At 42.2% G+C, this 20,849-nt stretch carries 15 protein-coding genes; 9 read left to right on the top strand and 6 right to left on the bottom strand.

Annotated elements, in window-relative coordinates:
- Positions 1 to 33 precede the first annotated feature (33 nt).
- Entirely contained in the window at positions 34 to 990 is a 957-nt protein-coding gene (locus L1D51_RS04655; RefSeq protein ID WP_239962874.1) for a cytochrome-c peroxidase, read from the top strand.
- Between the two features lie 168 nt (positions 991 to 1,158).
- Positions 1,159 to 3,915 (top strand): Ig-like domain-containing protein, encoded by a 2,757-nt coding sequence (locus L1D51_RS04660; protein ID WP_239962876.1) that lies wholly within the window; start codon positions 1,159 to 1,161, stop codon positions 3,913 to 3,915.
- Positions 3,916 to 3,947: 32 nt separating this feature from the next.
- Here L1D51_RS04660 and L1D51_RS04665 read toward each other — a convergent pair whose 3' ends face one another.
- Positions 3,948 to 4,946: a helix-turn-helix domain-containing protein gene (locus L1D51_RS04665; RefSeq protein ID WP_055022104.1), complete on the bottom strand. Its 999-nt coding sequence runs from the start codon at positions 4,944 to 4,946 to the stop codon at positions 3,948 to 3,950.
- Positions 4,930 to 5,847, bottom strand: coding sequence for a GGDEF domain-containing protein (locus tag L1D51_RS04670; RefSeq protein WP_239962885.1), 918 nt, complete (start codon positions 5,845 to 5,847; stop codon positions 4,930 to 4,932). Before L1D51_RS04670 ends, L1D51_RS04665 begins: the two co-directional genes overlap by 17 nt.
- Positions 5,848 to 6,131: 284 nt before the next feature.
- Here L1D51_RS04670 and L1D51_RS04675 point away from each other — a divergent pair, with 284 nt between their 5' ends.
- Entirely contained in the window at positions 6,132 to 8,432 is a 2,301-nt protein-coding gene (locus L1D51_RS04675) for a TonB-dependent receptor plug domain-containing protein (RefSeq protein ID WP_054560673.1), read from the top strand.
- A 58-nt stretch (positions 8,433 to 8,490) separates the two neighbouring features.
- On the top strand, positions 8,491 to 10,419 hold the full coding sequence (locus tag L1D51_RS04680) for a phytase (RefSeq protein ID WP_239962894.1): 1,929 nt from the start codon (positions 8,491 to 8,493) through the stop codon (positions 10,417 to 10,419).
- A 58-nt stretch (positions 10,420 to 10,477) separates the two neighbouring features.
- Here L1D51_RS04680 and L1D51_RS04685 read toward each other — a convergent pair whose 3' ends face one another.
- The 3 genes from L1D51_RS04685 to L1D51_RS04695 all read right to left on the bottom strand — a co-directional run bounded on the left by L1D51_RS04685 (position 10,478) and on the right by L1D51_RS04695 (position 13,698).
- Positions 10,478 to 12,064 (bottom strand): L-lactate permease, encoded by a 1,587-nt coding sequence (locus L1D51_RS04685; RefSeq protein WP_054560675.1) that lies wholly within the window; start codon positions 12,062 to 12,064, stop codon positions 10,478 to 10,480.
- A gap of 81 nt (positions 12,065 to 12,145) precedes the next feature.
- Complete coding sequence (locus tag L1D51_RS04690) at positions 12,146 to 12,730, bottom strand: YqaA family protein (RefSeq protein ID WP_055021262.1); 585 nt, start codon at positions 12,728 to 12,730, stop codon at positions 12,146 to 12,148.
- A 59-nt stretch (positions 12,731 to 12,789) separates the two neighbouring features.
- Complete coding sequence (locus L1D51_RS04695; RefSeq protein WP_239962896.1) at positions 12,790 to 13,698, bottom strand: GGDEF domain-containing protein; 909 nt, start codon at positions 13,696 to 13,698, stop codon at positions 12,790 to 12,792.
- A 236-nt stretch (positions 13,699 to 13,934) separates the two neighbouring features.
- On the opposite strand from L1D51_RS04695, the gene L1D51_RS04700 reads away from it, so the two are divergent.
- Positions 13,935 to 15,167 (top strand): TMEM143 family protein, encoded by a 1,233-nt coding sequence (locus tag L1D51_RS04700; RefSeq protein WP_055021264.1) that lies wholly within the window; start codon positions 13,935 to 13,937, stop codon positions 15,165 to 15,167.
- A gap of 141 nt (positions 15,168 to 15,308) precedes the next feature.
- Positions 15,309 to 17,348: a S9 family peptidase gene (locus tag L1D51_RS04705; protein WP_239962898.1), complete on the top strand. Its 2,040-nt coding sequence runs from the start codon at positions 15,309 to 15,311 to the stop codon at positions 17,346 to 17,348.
- Between the two features lie 33 nt (positions 17,349 to 17,381).
- Here L1D51_RS04705 and L1D51_RS04710 read toward each other — a convergent pair whose 3' ends face one another.
- A complete protein-coding gene (locus tag L1D51_RS04710) occupies positions 17,382 to 18,512 on the bottom strand; it encodes an ROK family transcriptional regulator (RefSeq protein ID WP_239962900.1) in 1,131 nt (376 codons plus the stop codon).
- A 155-nt stretch (positions 18,513 to 18,667) separates the two neighbouring features.
- Between L1D51_RS04710 and fucP the strand changes: the two genes are divergently transcribed.
- The 3 genes from fucP (at position 18,668) to L1D51_RS04725 (ending at position 20,768) form a co-directional block, all read left to right on the top strand.
- Positions 18,668 to 19,945 carry an L-fucose:H+ symporter permease gene (gene fucP / locus L1D51_RS04715; RefSeq protein ID WP_239962902.1) on the top strand — a complete coding sequence of 426 codons (1,278 nt, stop codon included), beginning with the start codon at positions 18,668 to 18,670 and terminating at the stop codon, positions 19,943 to 19,945.
- Between the two features lie 92 nt (positions 19,946 to 20,037).
- A complete protein-coding gene (locus L1D51_RS04720; protein WP_054561182.1) occupies positions 20,038 to 20,388 on the top strand; it encodes a hypothetical protein in 351 nt (116 codons plus the stop codon).
- On the top strand, positions 20,388 to 20,768 hold the full coding sequence (locus L1D51_RS04725; RefSeq protein WP_054560682.1) for a hypothetical protein: 381 nt from the start codon (positions 20,388 to 20,390) through the stop codon (positions 20,766 to 20,768). The genes L1D51_RS04720 and L1D51_RS04725 overlap by 1 nt, the downstream gene beginning before the upstream one ends.
- The last annotated feature ends 81 nt before the right edge of the window (positions 20,769 to 20,849 follow it).

Here is a 20,849-nt window from a genome sequence, read left to right on the forward strand (position 1 = left end):
TATTCTGTGGAGCAAAGTCAATGGCCAGCCATAATGACAGCTAAAGAGACCCCTGCTGCGCCACTAAAACCGTTAAAAGCCAAACCTTTTAACCAAAGTGATGAGATCATTGCATTAGGTGAAAAGCTATTTAACGATACACGTTTGTCACGAGATAACACGGTAAGCTGCGCAAGCTGTCATGAATCTCGTTTAGCGTTTACGGATAGGCGTAAACTAGCTGTCGGCATTGATGGCCAAGTCGGTACTCGTAATACCCAGGCAATTATTGGCATTGATCATTGGCAAACATTTTTTTGGGATGGCCGAGCTAAAACAGCGACAGAGCAAGCTTTAATGCCTATCGAAAATCCCAAAGAAATGGACTCATCTATTCAGCAATCGCTTGACAAAGTAAACGCTGCAGAAGATTACCGAACCCCTATTTTCGCAGCGTTTGGTAATCAAACAATGAGCAAAGAGCAAATGGCAATAGCCATTGTTGCCTTTGAACGCACGTTTGATATCCCAGAGTCATTATTCACGCGGTTTATCGATAAAGCGCAAACCAATCCTAATGAAGCGGTTGCACTTTTAAACGATCAACAACTTGAAGGCTTACATCTATTTAGAACCAAAGCAAAATGTATGACTTGTCATGAAGGAGCTTTACTCAGCGACAATGAATTTCATGTTACGGGGCTGCATTTTTATGGTCGAAAACTTCAAGATTTAGGACGTTTTGATGCCACGCAAGACCCAGCTGATATTGGCAAGTTTAGAACACCTTCTCTACTTGCTTTAAAGCAAAGTACCCCTTGGATGCATACAGGCTTATTTCAAGGACTAGCTGGTGTTGTTAACTTTTATAATGCAGGCGGTGCAAGACCAAAGCCTAAGGGAAAGTATAAAGACGACCCAAACTTCCCTACAACCACTGACTTACTCCATAAGTTAGAGCTAGAAAAGCATGAGCGCGAAGCGCTTGTCGCCTTCTTAGAAATACTTTAAAAAATGGATGAGAATGACAACGCTCTCATCCATATAACTATCACTTCTTAGTTAGCTGTAATTCCAAAAAACACAACAACCAAATACAAATGAGATCTATTATTATTTTTATTTGAGTGGTAAAATCCGTTCCGTTTTTAATATTATATGATTAACATGGGATATAAGATGAATAATAAGATCAAATACGCACCGCTAGTTATTGCGCTCGCTTTAGCAGGCTGTGGCGGTTCGCAGAGTAACAAAGCGCCAGAGTTTACAAGCAGCACAGCATTTACATTAGAGGAAGATACATCTTTCTCAGGTCAACTTGAGGCGACGGACGATGACTCATTGAGCTTCACACTCGCATCTGCTGCAAGCCATGGTTTATTTGCTCTTAATGCCAATGGCAGTTTCACTTATACCCCAAACGCTGACTTTGCTGGTCAAGACACAGTGACGGTCACAGCCAGTGATGGTAACTTAAATACGGATGCTGTTTTAACCTTCACAATCAATAATGTAAATGACGCTCCTGTATTAGTTAGTCAAACAGTGACGGTGACAACGTCAACGACAACACAAGGTTCATTAGTATTTAATGATGCTGATGGAGACGTAATTACTGTTGAGTTAGTAACAGCACCCGCTAATGGCACATTGCAGCTAGATAGCGACACAGGTCAGTTTACTTATGAGGCAGAAACACTCTCAGAAATAAACGACAGTTTTGAAATCGCTTTCACCGATAACAAAATAAGCGAAGCGATTACAGCTACTATTGAACTAACACCTTCATATGTGACAAATGAAGATAAACGCAATTTTTACTACAGCTCACATAAATCACACCTAAAGCAAGCAGAGGCAATCGGTAGTGAAATTAATGACGACAATTACTTAAATGAAGTAAATGCACAATTAGCTGTGGGTTATTTAATTGCTGGTTTTACTGACAAGGCTAATTCACATTTTGAAAAAATCACAACATCTCATGAAAAAGCATCGGCATATCTTGATGCAGCAGCTAAATTAGATGAATTACAACAAAGTGATGCAGCTATTGAGTACAGAGAATTAGCTTTTACGACATACAATCAATATATTGCTGAAAAAGGGTTAGAAAACATTAGCAGTAGCGATCCGAGCTTTTATCTATCTATTTCAAATCAATACAATAGCGCTGGTCAAACTGAACACGCACAAGCCATATTAGATACTATTTCTCTTTACGCCAGTAAGGTATGGACTGAAGAGTACAATAAAACTTACGCTAGATTTGTTTCAGCTGTAAAAAAAACAGCACTCGCTTCTGTAGAACAATATAGTGCGAGCCATACCGAAGCAGTTAGAAATGCAGGCCTTGCTGTAATAAAAACCATGGCAGATCTTGCCGAAAATATTGGGGCTTACACCCAACCGTCAGGAGATTACAAAGGCCAAAGCACAGAGCGTATGCGGGCATTGTACATGAGTTGGGCTGCCGACTATTATTTAAGACTCAATGATACTGAATCTGCTAAATATTATACAAATTTGTCATTGTCATACTATGGTGTAGTTGGCTTTGATAATAGCTATAGTTTTTCAGCAAGCCCTTACGCTGAAGCAACCCTCGCAACCTATACTTATCCACTTGAAGCACTTACAGCAACGATTAAAGCCCTCTATGATGTGGAGCTGGTAAATAACCCTGCCTATCAATTACTGACTAAGCAGGCCGATAAAGACGACGCAATTGAATACTCTTATGCGTATGAAATCGCAAATAAATTGCAAGCAGGACAAACTTTATCTGACGCGGTCAGTAACGCTAAAAACTACTTTATGGAAGGTGAAACTACCAATGCTAAAAGCTATTATCAAACCTTAATAAATGCATCGGCACAGCCTGGTGCTGCAGCCATTTTACAAACTCGTGGCGAAAATGAACTAGCACTAGAAGTCACTGATTATGCCCAAAGCATCCTAGCATCGCCTGAATATGTTTTATCTGTATCTGAATATTACATTATGGGTAAATTTGGATGTGGTGGCTTAGTACAATTAGCCCTTAACTTAAACAGCCCTGAAAAAGCAAAACTTTACGCAACAAGTTGCGCCGCAATGCTTGATGAGTACTTTTTAGAAAATGAAAACAACTTTTCAACAAATAGCAGTATCAGTGCTTTAACGTCTCTTATTGCGACGTATGGTTTTATTGAAAACAACGAAGGTATAAGTAGTCTCGCCTCAAAACTGGATACACAAATTAGCTTATTAAGTAATAAACATGAACAAGCAGAAAAACGCTTGAAAGTACTTGGTTATTTGGTGAGAGCCGGCTTATTAGACACAGCTGTTTCGTGGTTAGAAACCAGCTTAGCCATTATTGATAGCGAAAAAGAAAATATAGATATTGAAGACTACACTGCTTTATTAGAGTCAGTTTTTGAGTCTGCTTTAAGTAATGAGTTGCTTAACACTGGGACTTTTGAGCAATATACACTTATAACAGCACTGTCTCGCTTTCAAGCAAACAACCAGCAATATGCTGAAGTATATGCAAATACGATGTCAGCACTTACAACATCTATCGACAAAGCAAAAGCTTATGTATTAACTCAATCAGATAAAGTAATACAAGATAACCTAGAAACCCTTGTGGCTGTGTACGCACAATTAGGTGACGATGAATCTGTAAACGAACTAATCAACCTTCCTGTTAATGCTGAAGCGGATAAATTACCTTTACTCACGTTACATGCGACTCTAAAAGCTCAAAGGGATGACTTTTCTGGTCAAGCAATTGCCAGTATTGATACAGATCATGACGGCAAACCCAACTTCTTTTTGCCTAATGTAACTGAACAAGCAATTTTAGAGTCTGGTCTAACGGCTGATGATGATGCTGATAATGATGGAATTTTAGATGAAAATGACATCACACCTATTGGTGAATAACAGCCATAGCCCATGCAATAGCATGGGCTTTCTTACCCCTTCAATTGACTTGGCGTAAGCCCGGTCCAGCGTTTAAACGCTCGTCTAAAATTAGCAATATCATAAAATGATAAGCGCATGGCAACTTGCTCATTGCATTGCTCGCGCATGGCAAGTAGGTAAATCGCTTTGCGCTTACTTTGCTCATCATACAAGGTAGAAAAACGTACGCCATGAGCTTTTAATTTACGCTTGAAGGTTGCAGGGCTCATGGCAAATTGGCTAGCTACTTGGTCTAAATTTAACGCCGGAGTTTGATAAATTAATCGGCTTACGGCTTCCACAAAGGTGCTATTTGCAGAATTTAATGCCGCTAGCTGCGAGTTAATTTGTGAGAACCTAAAACTACTAAACGCGGGGTTAGTGAGCCTAAGCGCTTGTTTATTCAATACCCAACGGGTTATAGGCTTTTCAAAAGCGACTTTAAGGCCTAAATGCTGCTCGTATTCTTGGCTATGTCTGGCGCGTTTATAGGCAAACTCAAACTGACAAGGGACTCGCTCACCTGCCACTTTTTTTAGAACTTGGTAAAACGCGGCGCTGTAAATTTCCATTACGTACTGGCTTATTTCATCATCCAAGCCCACAGCATTTTGCAGCACAATGTAATACTGCTCGTTATGCACATAACTATAACTAAATAACAAAGGTGCTAATTGCATGCGTAAATTGTGTAACTGTTTTAAAGCTTGGCCGATGTGCTCAGAATGTAACACGCCTTGGGCGGCAACAGAGGTATCGTTTGCTAGTTGACTGCCTAATAAAAAACCGCTGTCGGCGGACTTCATCAACTGCTTAAACTGCGTCAATAAGCGCACTTGCTGTGAAATACTAAACTGATGCTGCACACTCATTAAGTCTTGCTCAAACACCCCTGTGCCTCTGAGTAACTTATGCAGTGCAATGCCGCGACTTAAGGCCAGCTCCACCAGCGTGGTGATCAGTCCCTGTGCGGTGAGGTATTTGTCATCTTGATTAAGATACGGCTTCACAATGGCTGACTCTTTGTTGTTTTTGTTGTTGTAACTTAGCGTGTAAACGCGAGCTTAAACTTTGTGGTGTATCGCCTTGCATACTTCCTACTAAGGCCGCTGTTACATCTTGAAACTTAGCGTGTTTTTCGCCTTCGACCTTAAAAGCACAATGGCTCAGCGCAGAGGTAATTTGCGCCACCAGTTCTTTTGCTTGTACTGCGCTGGTGTTTGGCATTAGCACCATAAAGCAGTCTCCTGCATAGCGGCATACGACATCGTTAAGGCGGCAATTCATCAATAAAAGCTCGCTCACTTCACGGAGTAAGCGGTCGCCTTCGATAAAACCAAATTCAGCGTTAAAATCAGCAAAACCACGAATATCAATGGCGGCTAGTTGCAATGGCTGTGGCTCACTTAACTGCTCTTTTAGTACATCTTGTAAGTAATCAGCCTTATACAGCCCTGTTATTGAGCACACTAATTCATGCTCACGATGCTGTGCTTCACGGCGCTTTAACTGCCTGTTAAGGACGTATTGCTCTTGATGCCACTGATAAAGTCCAAGACTTGTGAAGATCATACCTATCGGCGCAGGCAATGATTCAATCCAAGTAAGCCACGTGTTGGTTGGTTGATGTAACCACTCATCAAATAAATCAAGGGAAGCTGAAAACATAAAAAGCCCAAGCCCAAGCACTAAAAAGCTGGTGACTTTGCCGGGCGGCCTCGAAATAAGCAGCGCAGCTATCCAAGTAAGGGTCATAAGCACAATGCCACCCTCGCCTAAAATATCTAACCATGCGATATCGGCTAGAGGCTTTAACTCTCCTGCTTGCGCGCTTAGCAAAAACGCAATCACAAACAAAGCAATAACGGCATTGGTTAAAAATCGATGATGAGTAAAAGGGTTATATCGCATTCTCAGTACCTAACAATAATTCACGCTGCCATGCTAACTCGTTAGCGTTTAAAGCAGCAGGGTCATATTAGCTCAATGATGTGACAGCAAAACGACAGTCAAACCTTGTTAAACCCTTTAAGTACTATAATTGCCTTAAAAAGATGGGGTTATTGCAGCTCAAAAGTACTTTTAAAACCCTCTAATCACTTGTTTTTACTGGTTGTTAGCGATTTTCTGTCACATTTGCGTCATTTAAGCTGCGTACTTTGCTCATCAAACCAAGGACAACCAGGAGCAAACCCATGAAACAATTTAAAACGAAGGCGTTAGTAAGCGCCCTCGCCTTATGCCAATTTGCCGCTTACGCACAAGACGAACAAAGCAGCGATGAGAAAAAAGTAAAAGTCTCTGAAGAGCTTGTTGTATATGGCGAGATTGGTTATCGCAACCGCTCACAAGAGCTAGCACCGACGCTTGAATACTCACAAGAATACTTTCAACGTTTTGAACCGCTGACTGCCGGTGATGCATTAAAACGTGTACCAAGTGTGACGTTTTTATCAGATGTTTTAGAGTCTGATGGCGCGCGTATGCGTGGCTTAAGCCCAGCTTACACAAAGGTGCTTATCAACGGTGAAGAAGTACCTGGTGCAGGTGCTGACCGCTCATTCTTTGTTGACCGTATTCCTGCTGAGCTAATTGAGCGTGTAGAAATTATTCGTGCTTCAAGTGCAAACCGCTCTGCCGATGCCATTGCCGGCACGCTAAACATTGTATTGCGTGACGGTTACAGCCTAGATGGTGGTTACCTTCGTGCGGGTGGCCTGCGTTATGACGATGGCGAATTAAAAGAAAGCTTTGCAGGTGTTTACGGCACTGAGTTTGCTGGCGGCCGTTTACTACTAGGTGCGAACTTACAAGGTCGTTATAACCCAAAACAAAAATCAAGCCTACGCTATGGCGACAGCCCAGAGAATAACGCTAATTACAAAACCGAAGAATTCGATAACCGCGAAGATCAATCAGATATTCGCGACGGTGACGATACCTCGCTAAATGCCAGCTACGAAATTGCTTTTGATGATGGCAGTAAGTTTGATATCAGCGCGATTTGGGTTGATACCGACCGTACTGAAGATGAGCGTTCATTTGAATATGACGACCCAACAGCAATTAATAACTCAATTGTTGAAGGCGGTAACCTTGAAACCGACAACGCCAATGTGTCTTTCATCGACCAAACCAACTACAACATCAACTCGGGTTATGAGTTACCCCTTTTTGGTGGCACCAGTAAATTCAAACTTGGTTTTGCAAGCTTTGAAGAGTCTGTTTACGAACAAGAAGTAGAAATCGATACCTCTGAACTACCTATGGTATTTGAGGAAGAAGAAGAAACCGTAGACCTTGATGACAAAGAATGGTCATTACAATGGCAACATAGCTTGTTTGCAGGCGAGAACAAAACGATTCAATTCGGTGCCTTTGTACAAGGTAAAGAGCGCGATACTGCGGTTTATCAAGCCGAAGGTGAAAGCGAACAAAGCTTTACTAGCTGGGATCAGTTCAGCAAAACACCACTGTCACTGGCAGGCTTTAACAACGAGTTTGAAGCAGCCTCTGGTGGCGTCAATAAACTCGAAGAAGACCGCCTAGATGTATTTGCATTAGTTAAGCACGAAGACCAAGACTTCTCGTGGGAGTTAGGTGTGCGCTACGAAACAACCGACTCAACCATTACTGACAAAGCAGAGGGTGTCAGCGCTAAAAACGATTATGACTTTTTCTTACCATCGGCACATTTACGCTATAACGTCTCTGAAAACGGCCGTGTTAGTGCATCGGTTGCACGTAGCTTACGTCGTCCTGACTTTGATTACATCACCCCTGCTCTACTTGAAAAAGAGCTAGGCGATAACGACTTTTTAGGTAACCCAGACCTACAACCAGAATCATCGTGGGGTATGGACTTAGGTTATGAGTATCGTTTAGGTAAAAGCGGCGTCGTGGGTATTAATGTGTTCTATCGCGATGTCACAGACCTTATCGAAATAGCTAATACAGGCCAACAAGGTTCAGAAGGTGATGGTACTTACATTTTGCAACCGCGTAACACCGGTGATGGCAACGTAAAAGGTATCGAGCTTGATTTATCAACGCCGCTAAGCGCTATTAGCATGCCAAACACAGGGGTATTCTTTAACTACTCTTGGCTTGATTCAGAAGTAGATGACACTTTCGGTAGCCGTAAATTCAACGACCAATCTGACTACGTGTTTAACGTTGGTTTTATTCAAGACCTACCTGATTTAGGCGCTTCGTTCGGTGCAACTTACCGTAAACAAGGTGATGCTTATGGCCGTATCGTGGGTGAAGAAGTGACCACACACTACGGCGCAGACCTTGAAGTATTCGTAGAAAAACGCTGGCAAGACGTCACGCTTCGTTTAGTGGGCTCAAACCTATTAGATGCAAGCAAAGACGAAACCTTTAACAAGTTCGACACGGTTGATGACCAAATCAACCGCGACTTTGACGAGTATGAACTGGAGTCTGAAGAAGCAGGCCCTGTTATTCAGTTAATGCTGCGCTACGCGTTTTAATACACATAAGAGTTATTAAGGCAGCGCATTGCTGCCTTGTAGTATATTTGGGGATCCCATGAATTTTAAAAAACCACTTAACCTTGTTGCCAGTGCAGTGATACTAAGCACCCTAGCAGCGTGTAGCCAAACAACGGCAACCGAGGCACCAAGTAAAAACCAATTAACAGCCTTTGGCACAACAGAAAATATGCAAGGCTCACAAGCGGCAGCCCTTGCTGATGACGCTTGGCTATTGAGCTCACAAAGCCAAGGCCTACAACTTATTGATGCCACAGGTAAACAACATGCATTACAAAAAGGTAACTTCGAAGCGCTGTCTGTTAAGGCAATCAGCAAAAACAGCTACCTTGTTGCTAGTATCGACAACGAAGCTGACCAAGCAGTGATTTTTAGCTTACAAAAAGCAGCTAAATGGCAGCTAACTGAAATTAGCCGTATCAGCCCACCAAAAGCAAAACCTGAGGCGGTGTGCTTATTTGCTAACCCGACAACTCAAGCAGTTTCGGCATTTGTGGCAGACGCTCGTGGTCTTATCCGCGAAACACTGGTGTTCGATATGGCAAACAAAAGCGCGTTAAACCTTGAATTACGTGAGTTTGCTGGTGTAAGTGAAACATCAGGCTGTGCGGTCGATGATAACAGTAAAACTCTTTATTTAAGTGAAGGCGAGCTAGGCATTTGGCAAATTAACGCAGATGCTGAATCGCGCGCCGATAAAAAGCCCGTGGCTTTGATGTCGCCATTTGGCAGCTTAGCGCCTGAAGTTGGCGGTTTAAGCACAACAGATGATGGTAGCTTATGGTTCACCACCTCTGAAGATAACCAATTACATCGCTACGAAAAGAGTACTAAACGTTTTAGCAGCTGGCAATTTGCTGGTGAATTGGCGATTGAATCTGCCGCAGTGCGCTTTAACAATAATCAAGCTGATATTGTGCTATACGATGATGAATCAGGTCATTATGTAAAAGGTCAAATAGATGGGCAGGCTAAACAACATAATAGCGCTAAAACAGCCGCTGTTACTTACATCAATGCACAAGCGCAAACCGATGCAGTACGTGCTTTTGGTGATGCCGCCGATGACCCTGCTATTTGGGTAAATTCTAAAAATGCAGCAAAAAGCCTGATCTTAGGTACCGATAAACGCCGTGGTTTAATGGTGTATGACCTTGCAGGCAAAGAGCTACAAGCGCTAGAAACAGGCCGTTTAAATAATGTTGATGTGCGCCAACATGCAAGTATCAACAACGCAAGCAATACGTGGATCACCGCAAGTAATCGTACTCACAACAGCATCAGTGTTTACAGCGTCGATACTCACAATCAAGTGCAACATCTTGCTGAGCTGCCAACGACTCTAAAAGAAATTTACGGTATGTGTATGTACTCATCAAACACAGGCAACTATGTGTTTATGAATGACAAATCAGGCCTATTTCAGCAATACAAACTGACTGGCAATAATGAGAGCGTATCAGCACAACTAGTGCGCGAGTTTAGTGTTCCAAGCCAACCAGAAGGTTGCAGTGCAGATGATAAAACCGCACAGCTATTTTTAGGTGAAGAAGACGAAGGTATTTGGTTTATTGGTGCTGAGCCAACAGCAGGAAATAAACTTGTAATGCTGCAAACCGTGAACGATATGTTGGTTGATGATGTAGAAGGCATGGAAATCTACCACGCAAAAGATGCCCGCTATTTAGTGGTTTCTAGCCAAGGTGATTACAGCTATGTGCTTTATAAAATTATTGATGGCAATACCCCTAGCCTAGAGTTTGCGGGTAAATTTGCAATCAGTAATAACCTAGAGTTAGCAATAGATGGCGTATCAGAAACTGATGGCCTAACGGTAACACCGGCTGCGTTACCGGGCTACCCTGAAGGGGTGCTAATTGTGCAAGATGGTTACAACCGTATGCCACAGGCACCGCAAAACTTTAAGATTATTGACTGGCGCGAAGTAAAAAACGCCATTCAATAAATTACTCCGTAAGGGTGCTCGGTTTATCTGGGCACCTTTTTTATCTGAACATGTTTAATCAGTAAAATAGATAACTAAAACACCCAACTATTGCACCGTAAATTAGCATAGGCAAAAAGGTTTTCTTAAGCACTGGCCCTTCTTGATTATTCACTCCAACGATACTGGCTACAGCAATAATATTGCTAATGCAGATCATATTCCCCATCGCCGCCCCCGTTGATTGCAACGCAAGCACTAAGGTTTCTGATAGGCCCACTTGCTGTGCAATACCATATTGAATACCGCCAAAGGTAAGATTAGACACGGTTGCCGAACCTGAAAAGAAAGTCCCGAGAGCTCCCAAGTAGGAGGCAAATAACACCCAGTGCTCACCGCTTAAATCAGCAAAGGTACTCGCCATATAAAATATGGGCGCATTATGGCCGCCTTGCATTAAAACATTCACCATCACCAGCGCCCCGATTAAAGCGATACATGGCATAACAATACGGCCTATGGTGTCGGAGCACATTTGCTTTACTTGTGTCTTACTCATTTTAAGTAACGGCACACAGATCAACACCACTAATACAAACGGGATCAACGCTGGTACAAACAAGGTTTTATACGACCACCCCACTGAAGTGCCGAATATCTCATGTAAAGATAAGATCAGTGCTTTGCTTAATTCAAATTGTGCAAAGCCCAAATGAATACTCACCCAGAGCGTTTCGTCGTTAAGCAATGCTTTAATGCCCAACTGATGAATACGGGTTATCACCAGCACAACAATCAAAAGTAATAACGGTAATAAAGCTAAAAATAGCGCTTTGGGTGTAAGCTCAGCTTTGCCTTTCGAGCTTTGTGCATTTACAGCTGACTTATCTAACCCCACTCCCCTACTTGCTAAATAGATAGTGACTAATAGACCCACTGCACCACCTATCAACGATGGAAATTCATAGTTCCACTGGGCAAACAACCAATAAGGTAAGACACATGAAAACACACTCAAATAAATGAATACGCTATTTTGACGCACCTTTTTTAGTGGTAAAACAAGACAAAGCGCAATCATAGGAATAACCAAAGCAGCAATAACATGACAAAGCGCCGTCCACCTTGAGATAGCCAACACTTGCCCATCATCTAAGTTTAGCGCCGAAAAGCCAAACCATGTTGGTGTGCCAACTGCACCAAAAGATACGGGGATCGAGTTTAAAATAAGAGTGAAAATAATCACTTTAAAAGGCGAGAAACCAAGCCCGACCAAAATAGGCGCCGCGATGGCCGCAGGCGTGCCAAAGCCCGATGCGCCTTCGAGCATAAATGCAAATGCCCAACCAATGATCATCAACTGTGCAACTTGATTACTGCTAATTGATTCAAGCCAATGTTTTATCGTAGTTTCGGCCCCAGATATTGCCAACATGCGGTTAAGTAAAATAGCCCCTGCAATAATCGAAATGGGCGTCATAACAGACAACACACCAGCAAACGAATTAGCAAGCAACAGCCTTAAATCAGCTTGGAAGTAAAACAGTTGCAGTAAAGCAGCGAGTAGCGCTGTTATGGGTAAGGCAATATAAGAAGCGATGGGGCTGCGTTTTACCATCATCCAGATCAGCACCAAAATAGGCAGTGCAGCCACTAGAGTATTCATGGGTCATCCTGTTGTTTTTATTAAGCGCTTTCCTTAATTCAAAGTATAGACAGGATAACCATAATCAGTATTTTTTATTTGTTAAATGAGTGTACTGAGCCACCAAAGTAACAGTACTAACACAGAAATAGCGACTAAAGCTTTGGTTTTGTGCTTTTGAATAACTCGCTCTGCCTGATTACCCGCGTAATAAACAACGGCAGCAAGGGCAAAGTAGCGGATTGAGCGAGCAATAACCGTTGCCAGTAAAAATAGAAAAATTGAATACTTAGTTGCTCCAGCGGCCAGCATGGCAATTTGAAATGGGATGGGCACAATACCGAGCGTCAATACAAACCAAAAGCCTTGTGCCTGCATTTTTTGCTTAACTTGCTCGAACTGCTCAGGGTTTGAGAAGGTATTAATCACCCAGTCCCCCACTACATCAAATAGATAGTAGCCGAGGGCATAACCAAAAATAGCACCAATAATACAACCAATGGTCGCCATTAATGCGATTAACCAAAGCTTTTCTCGGCGGGCTTGCATTAACGGAACAAGCACAGCTTCAAGAGGAATAGGCACTATAGTTGACTCTAAAAATGATGCCACCGTGATTGATTTGAGCATATGTTTAGAGTCGATAAACTGCCGTGTTTTTTGCTTTAACTTTTTAGCAATTGCCATTATTCATCCCTTGGAGTTTTGTTGCGATATAGGTTACAACAAAAACCCTTAACCGTCCCTTACGGTTTATGAATATAACGGCTACGGCCTTGATTTTTTGCCAAATAAAGCGCTTGGTCGGCACGTTTCATGGTGTTGCTAAATGTCTCTGTGGCACGTTTTATAGCCGAACCCACACTCACGCTGAGCGTTTTACTCGGCGTCACCATCACATTATTAGCAAGGCTCAGCAGTTGCTCACAGGTAGCACATAACTTATCAGCGTCGTCAGTGGCAACATACAATGCAAATTCTTCACCGCCTATTCGCGCAAATAGAATGTCATCATTTAATGCTTGATGACACTGATAAACAAAATCTATCAATACCTGATCACCAACATCATGGCCATATTCATCATTAATCGCTTTAAAGTGGTCGATATCAGCTATCACTAGGCTGTGTGGCTTATCTTGGTTTTGCTGCACATAATGATAAAAATAACGACGGTTATACGCCTTTGTTAATACATCGGTTTTTAGTTCTTCTTCAAGCTGTTCGCGGGTTTTAGCTAAGTCTGTAAGGGCAAGGTAAAGACCAAACCCAGTTACTAGCATCCCTAAAGTGCGGGTAATATCTTCGATATAAATGCCAACCCAGATTGGTTGAAATACCAGCTCGTCTAAAAAATCAAAAGTAAGCCCAGCACTCCAAAGGAAGATACCCACACTTAAAAATAAGTAACTACGCTTAGCAACCACCGAGGTTTGCACAAACGCGAAAATACAAATCAAAATAAGCAAGTTAATGGCATCACTTAGCACGCCATTTAAGTAGATATCATTTTCGAGCCGATTAAAGTAATACAGATAAGTGATCACTATCAGCAACAAAAAGACAATAAAAGAACTAATAAATAACCGCTTTATTATGAGTGGTACTGAGTTTAACTCAGCCTTTACTTCAGGAGGGGATGCTTGCTTATTCATAACTAATCACGACAACGTACTGCAATGAACTAAACATTAGCAAAGCAAATTTAAAAGTGCATGATAAAGCCGCTTAAAAGGGCAAAAACCAGCGTTTTTACTGGAGTAAAAAGTCTAAAAATAAGCCGTTTTAGTCAGTGAAAAAGTCTAAGTTCATGCTATTTGCCACTAACGGTCGCAATTCTGCTGTTATTTTTTTATCATCGCTGACAATTTAAATGACACAGCAAGAATCAATGAGCGACGCACGATTTATTCCTTTTCGAAAACACGACATCATCAACCTTTGCCAAGCCTATTTAGGTGAATCGCAATCAGGTTCGTTTATGGAGTTGGCTACACTTTTGCAAAGCGTGACTCATTACCAATATCACGAGCTGCTGGAGTCATTAAAAAACAACTATGCGCCATTTGACCCAAATAGCGACACCCGCACTTTAATACCGATTACCGACGAGCAACGTGCCAGCTACCAATCTGCCTTTGCAAAAGACTTTGCCACCGTACTCAATGCTGCCAATTTTGAAACCATTACCAATCAAGACTTACAAGATGCGCTCAATGAAGAGTCTTTATTTAAAGTGCGTTTAGCCGTTGAGTTTGATGACTTCGCAGAAGTGGTCTTTTACCGCCGCGGCGAATCGCAAAAAACTGAGACGCTGCGCAGTTTTTGGGGGCTTAAGAAAAAACAGATTCAATTTACTAACTATGATCGCGTTGCCATATTCATCCGCTTTAAAGACGAGCAGTACTTTTTAGAAAAAGGCAAAATGCCAGTGGGCTTTGAACCAAATTCAACCATTGTCAAATTATTCCAGAATGTGCCAAAAGCCGATTTAGAAATGCTGTTTCCGAATAGCGAAGTAAAAATGCGCCCAATAGATAAACTGATTATTGGTTCATCAGCATTGATTGGCGGTGCTGTGGTGTTGGTAACAAAATTAGGCGCGTCAATTTTACTACTGATTGCTCTGATTGCCTTTTGGGGTGGTTGGCGCAGTGAAGAAGTGCATATGAGTCAGCAACACTTTATTACCTTTGCAATCGGCATGGGGGTATTTGGCAGCTTTATTTTTAAAGAATGGAGCAAGTTTAAAAACCGTAAAATTCGCTTTATGAAAGCACTAGCGGACAACTTGTATTTTAAAAACCTCGATAACAATGCAGGTGTTTTTCATACTCTCGTTGATGCAGCTGAAGAAGAGGATGTTAAAGAGGCGCTGCTTGCCTACACCTTTTTACTAAAAAGCGAATCAGCGATGACTGCAGAGCAATTAGATAGTCAAATTGAGCAATGGTTTAACGAACAACATAATTGCCAGCTCGACTTTGAAATTGATGATGCTTTAGACAAACTCGTAAAGCTTGATCTAGTTAATCAGCAAAATGAACTTTATTCGGCGGTTGATTTAGATAAGGCCAAACAGCGCTTAGATGCGCGTTGGGATGACTATTTTAAGTTTGCCTAAGCCTTTAAAATCAGGTACTAGCAAGTACAAATCGAGTCTGAGTCTGTTTAACTCTCGTTACGGCATTTTGGTCTCAATGTGCTTGCGCAGCGAATGGTCTGCTTTTAGGATAAAATTTTACGGCTAAAAAAAGACCATTCCATGCAATTAAAAAAAACAATCCTTATTGGAGCAAGTTTGCTGTGCGCAGCAACAACAGCTCAAGTATATGCTAACGACAAATTTGTCTCTGAAGATATTTTTCAACTTGAATACGCAGGCGACCCACAAATAAGCCCAGACGGTAAAAAAATCGTTTATGTTCGCAGCGGCTACGACATCATGAAAGATGGTAATAAGCGTAGCTTTTGGCTGTACGATATAAAGTCTGGTCAACACACGCCGCTGTTTTCTGATGAACATAACTATAGCCAACCTACTTGGTCTCCAGATAGCAAGAAAATTGCTTTTACCAGCAACTCAAGTGGCTCAAATCAGCTTCACGTTTATTGGTTAGCGCAAGACAAACAAGCATTATTAACGCAACTACCAAAATCAGTACGTAACCTAAGTTGGTCGAATGACTCTGAACAAATTGCTTTCACCATGAGCATTCCTGAAGGTAAATCTGCGTTCGCTAAATCAGTAAAATTGCCTAAAAAGCCAAAAGGCGCTGAGTGGTCAAAACCAGTGAGAGTGTTTGAAAAAGCACGCTATCAAGCTGATGGCGCAGGCTTTTTAGAGCCTTCATACCGTCACGTTTTTGTTATTCCTGTTTCAGGTGGCACACCACGCCAATTAACATCGGGTGATTATCAGCACTATGGTCCACTTGCTTGGGATCCAAGTAACACAAAACTAGCTTTTTCTGCTGATCGCAATGATGAGTGGGAATACCGCACAACTGAGTCAGACCTATATGAAGTTAATGTAAAATCAGGTGAGCTTACGCAACTAACCGATTTACCTGGCCGTGAAAGTAACCCACGTTACGCACAAGACGGTGATGAACTTGCCTTTGTTGCGCGTGACAATGCCCCTGTGCCTTACATTAACTCAACACTATCTATGCTCGATTTAGACGATAAATCAATCAAGCATATTACTGAAAAATTAGACCGCTCAGTGGCTGATTATAAGTGGTCAGGCGATGGTGACTTTGTTATTCAGTACGACGACTTTGGTAAGCGTAAGCTCGCTAAAGTAAACAGCCGCGGTAAGGTAACTGATTTAACTGATACCGTATCAGGTACTTCAATTGGTCGTCCGTATATCAGTGGTAGTTTCAGTATGGCCAATAATGGCGCTATTGCTTACACCACAGGCAGCGAATACCGCCCAGCTGATTTAGGCTACATCTACAGAGGTAAAAATAAAACACTAACTTCATTAAACGAAGATGTATTAGGCCATAAGAAACTTGGTAAAGTGCACGAGCTGAATGTTAAATCGCAGTTCGACGGCCAAGCCATTCAAGGTTGGTATATCACGCCACCTGATTTTGATGAAAACAAACAGTACCCATTAATGGTTGAAATTCACGGCGGCCCACATCTTGCCTATGGCCCAAGCTTTACTGCTGAATTACAACGTTATGCCGCTGAAGGTTACGTTGTTGTGTATGTGAATTACCGTGGTTCAACAAGTTACGGTAAAGACTTTGCACTACTGCTAGATGGTAAATACAGCTCAGAAGAAGACTTTGCCGATCACAACTCGGCAGTTGATGCCATGATTGCTAAAGGCTTTATCGACAAAGATAACTTATTTATTGCTGGTGGTTCAGCAGGTGGTATTGCAACGGCTTATGCGGTTGGTTTAACAAACCGCTTTAACGCTGCGGCAATTACCAAGCCAGTGATCAACTGGTTAAGTAAAACGCTTTCAGCCGACAGCTATATTGGTCAAATTCGTAACCAATTCCCTGGTATGCCATGGGATAATGTGGAGCACTACTGGAAACGTTCACCGCTTTCATTAGTGGGTAACGTAACCACACCATCATTGATCATGACAGGTGAAGAAGACCGCCGCACGCCTATTTCAGAATCAGAGCAGTTCTATCAAGCATTAAAACTGCAAAAGGTAGATACCGTGCTTATTCGTGTACCGGGCTCACCACATGGTATTGCGGGTCGTCCTTCACGTATGATTTCGAAAATTGAATACACCCTTGCGTGGTTCAAACAATATCAGAACTAATGAATTAAGCAGGAGTGAGGTGCTCACTCCTGCTTAAAAATAATGATGACTAAGCGCAAGTTGAGCAGAACCTATCGACTGCGCTTTTTCCCCACACACGCCTAAACCAACTTCACAGCTACGTAGTCCACGACTATCTAACCGTGCAAATGCTGCAATTGATAACTGCTTGAGCTGTTCAAGCGCTTTACCCGGTAACGGCGAATCAATAATCACAGCTTGCATATCTAATAAACTCAAACAGTTATGCATGGCAATACCGATAGCCTCAGCAGATTTTTCAAGCCAAGGCTGAACTAGCCGTTTATGATCTGAAAACTGACTGTCGGTAAGCTCATACACAGATATACCAAGTTGCTGCTTATCAAACTCGCTTTGTAATGAGAGTAGTGAACATTGACTAAGTAACTGTTCGCGTTCAGCGTTTAGCATTGAGCCTATAGCACCGGCATTACCACTTTTACCTTCGAGAAGTTGGTGGTTAATCACCACGGCTCCACCTAAAAAAGCCCCCAAATAAACATACAAAAAATCGCTGTAGTTATTAGGGTTACCAAGGCTTAGTTCTGCACAGCAGGCAGCGTTATTATCGTTACTAATATAAACCGGTAAATTAAACTGACTTTCTAAGTAACCTTTTAAGTCGAAATTTTGCCATTGACTAAGGGTATTTGTTGCAGTGTCTGAAGCGGCTTGCCATTGCCAAATATCAAACGGCATAGCGACCCCTAGCCCACACACATGTGAGCGCAGTTCAGGTTCTAATTGACTGATTAATTGTGGGATATGTGTTTCTAAGAATGATTTAAGCTCATCGACAGATGCTTCATTCACCTCAACAGATACCGATGCTCTTTGCGTGCTGTGTAAGTCAACGAGTATCAGGTCGAAGCGTCGTCGCCCGATTTTCAAACCAAAACTAAATGCACCATCTGGATTGAGCCTAAATGGCACGCTTGGTTGCCCTACCCGTCCTTTTACAGGTGCATCACGAAGCAATAGCTTATCTTCTTCGAGCTTGTTGATGTTCACTGTTGCCGCCTGAGCAGACAAGGCTAACGCTTTCGCTATTTGTGCTTTAGGCATGCTTTGCTGTTGCCTAATTAAGCTTAGAATTGCGCGCTCGTTCTTGCTTCTTGGTGCTCGCGATAAACTACTCTTCATAACATCCTTCTTGATACCAGCTTAATACGCGGCCTATTAGACCTTTTTGGCGTACTATCTACCAGTCAAAATAATAAATCAACTAGGTTGATTTATTATTTATAGTCGTGAATACTGTCGGCCACAACAATATGAACACATTAATCTGGTGAACTATGCAAACACAGCCTGCTATTGTATCGCGCCAAATGCTTTGGCCTTTTATTTTGCTTACAATTTGCTTTGCTGCTTGGGGTACTGCGGCCAATATGACAGACCCATTAGTGAAAGTTTTTAGCAAAACATTTTCGATGAGTGCGTTGCAATCAGCACTGGTGCAGTTTAGTTATTACGGTGCTTATTTTTGCTTAGCTTTACCGGCAGCCATGATCAATAGACGGTTTAATTATAAAACGGGGCTGTTAGTGGGTTTAGCCATGGCCGCCTGTGGTGCCTTATTGTTTTACCCTGCTAGCCAAACCATGCTCTATAGCCACTTTTTATTGGCCTTGTTTATTCTTGCTGGTGGCTTGTCTATTTTAGAGACCTCGGCAAACCCCTATGTCATGCAGTTAGGATGCGAGCACACAGCAACCCGTAGACTTAACCTCGCGCAAGCTTTCAACCCCGTTGGTACTAATATTGGTGTGTTTTTAGCGGCGACGTTGATCTTACCGAACTTAAATCAAGCTGATAGCGCAAGCCGTGCTCTGATGAGTGAAGCGCAATTAAAAACCGTTGTGAGTGCAGAGCTTGACGCTGTGATGGTGCCGTATGTGGGTATGGCCTGTTGTTTAATCTTACTATGGCTATGTATCTTTTTTAGCCGCTCTCCTGCCACAGTAACAAAAGCCGCAGCGCAACCGCGTAAACTTAAAAAGACCTTTCAACATTTGTATCAAAATAAGCACTACCGATTTGGTGTGCTTGCACAGTTTTTTAATGTTGGCGCACAAACTTGTGTATGGACCTACACCATTGGCTACACCATGGAAGCTCTTAACACTACAGAAGTTACCGGCGGTCAGGTATTACAATATTCTATGCTGGTGTTTTTAGTGTCTCGCTTCATCATGACTTGGCTAATGCGCTTTATTAGCGGCGCTAAATTACTGCGCTTTATGGCTTTAGTTGCAGCCGTGCTTTGTTTTATTGTTACCACCCAAGTTAATTTAGTGGGCGTAGTCGCACTTGTAGCTATTTCAAGCTGTCTATCTTTGATGTTTCCAACCATTTACGGCACAGCACTTGAAGGCCTCGGCGAAGATGCAAAAGTTGGTGCGGCAGGTTTAGTAATGGCAATTTTAGGGGGCGCATTTTTACCTCTTATCCAAGCTGCAACTATAGATGCTTTTAACACTGCGGTTTCGTTTGTTGTACCACTTGTTTGCTTTTTAATTGTTGCTTTGTATGGCCACCATACCAAAGTAGCAACAATACCCGCCAAAGCGTAGTTGCAGGACTAAACGCATCAATGAGATAATGCACCTCGTTTACCTACTTAAGCGAGGTGTATCGTCAATTAATGGCACATATTACATTTTTCATGGTCAAGTTTTTGGCCTTTTCTGTTGGCTGTTTTTCCTGCTTTTTACTTCATGACCAAGCCAATGTTGCCCTTGTGTTATCTGCTGCATTTACCGGATTAGTTGGCACATTTATTCCTTTTCCTGCTCGTTTTGGTAACCATCCTTATGCAGCCATTTACGCTGGTAGTTTTGCTGGTATGTGCTCATCGAGTTTAATCAACAGCTACTGGGAGCTGAGTTTTATCTCTTTAATTGGTGCCAGCCTTTACGTATTAACTATGAACCTATTTGCAGGTTTTGGTGGTCGTCTTGGTAGCGTTGCTTTTGCCAGTGTGGCGCTTTATATGCTTGCAAAAGGAGTCTTTTAATGGATTTGTTTATTACAATTACCGCTTTACTTGGTGCCTACTCTACTTACTTTTTAGCGCATCATAACCGCTTTGATGGCATTCGCGCCTCAGCCGCCACCAGCATTATTGCATTTGCAATTTTAAGCCTATTCCCTGTTGATGTAGAACTTTACAGCGTGGCGTTTTTTGGGGGGACTTTCATTGGCATGAGCGCACCAAAACGCTTTGGCATTTTTACATTAGCCATTGCTTCAATATTGTTTGCTTTGTTGTTTGAATACCTTGTGCCGCGCTTGCATGGCTATGGCGGTGCATTGGGCTTGAGTGCTTTTCTATCTGTGTGTGTTTGCCATATCGGTATCTTGCTAGGGGCGCCCCGCAGTAAAAAAAGCAACTAAATCTGACTTGGCAATTAAAAACCTATACCTTTTCATTAAGATTCTTTAGTATGTTAATTACTTGTTTAAGGATAAAGGATC

Origin of the sequence: Pseudoalteromonas shioyasakiensis (assembly GCF_022398475.1) — a bacterium.
Lineage (GTDB): Bacteria > Pseudomonadota > Gammaproteobacteria > Enterobacterales > Alteromonadaceae > Pseudoalteromonas.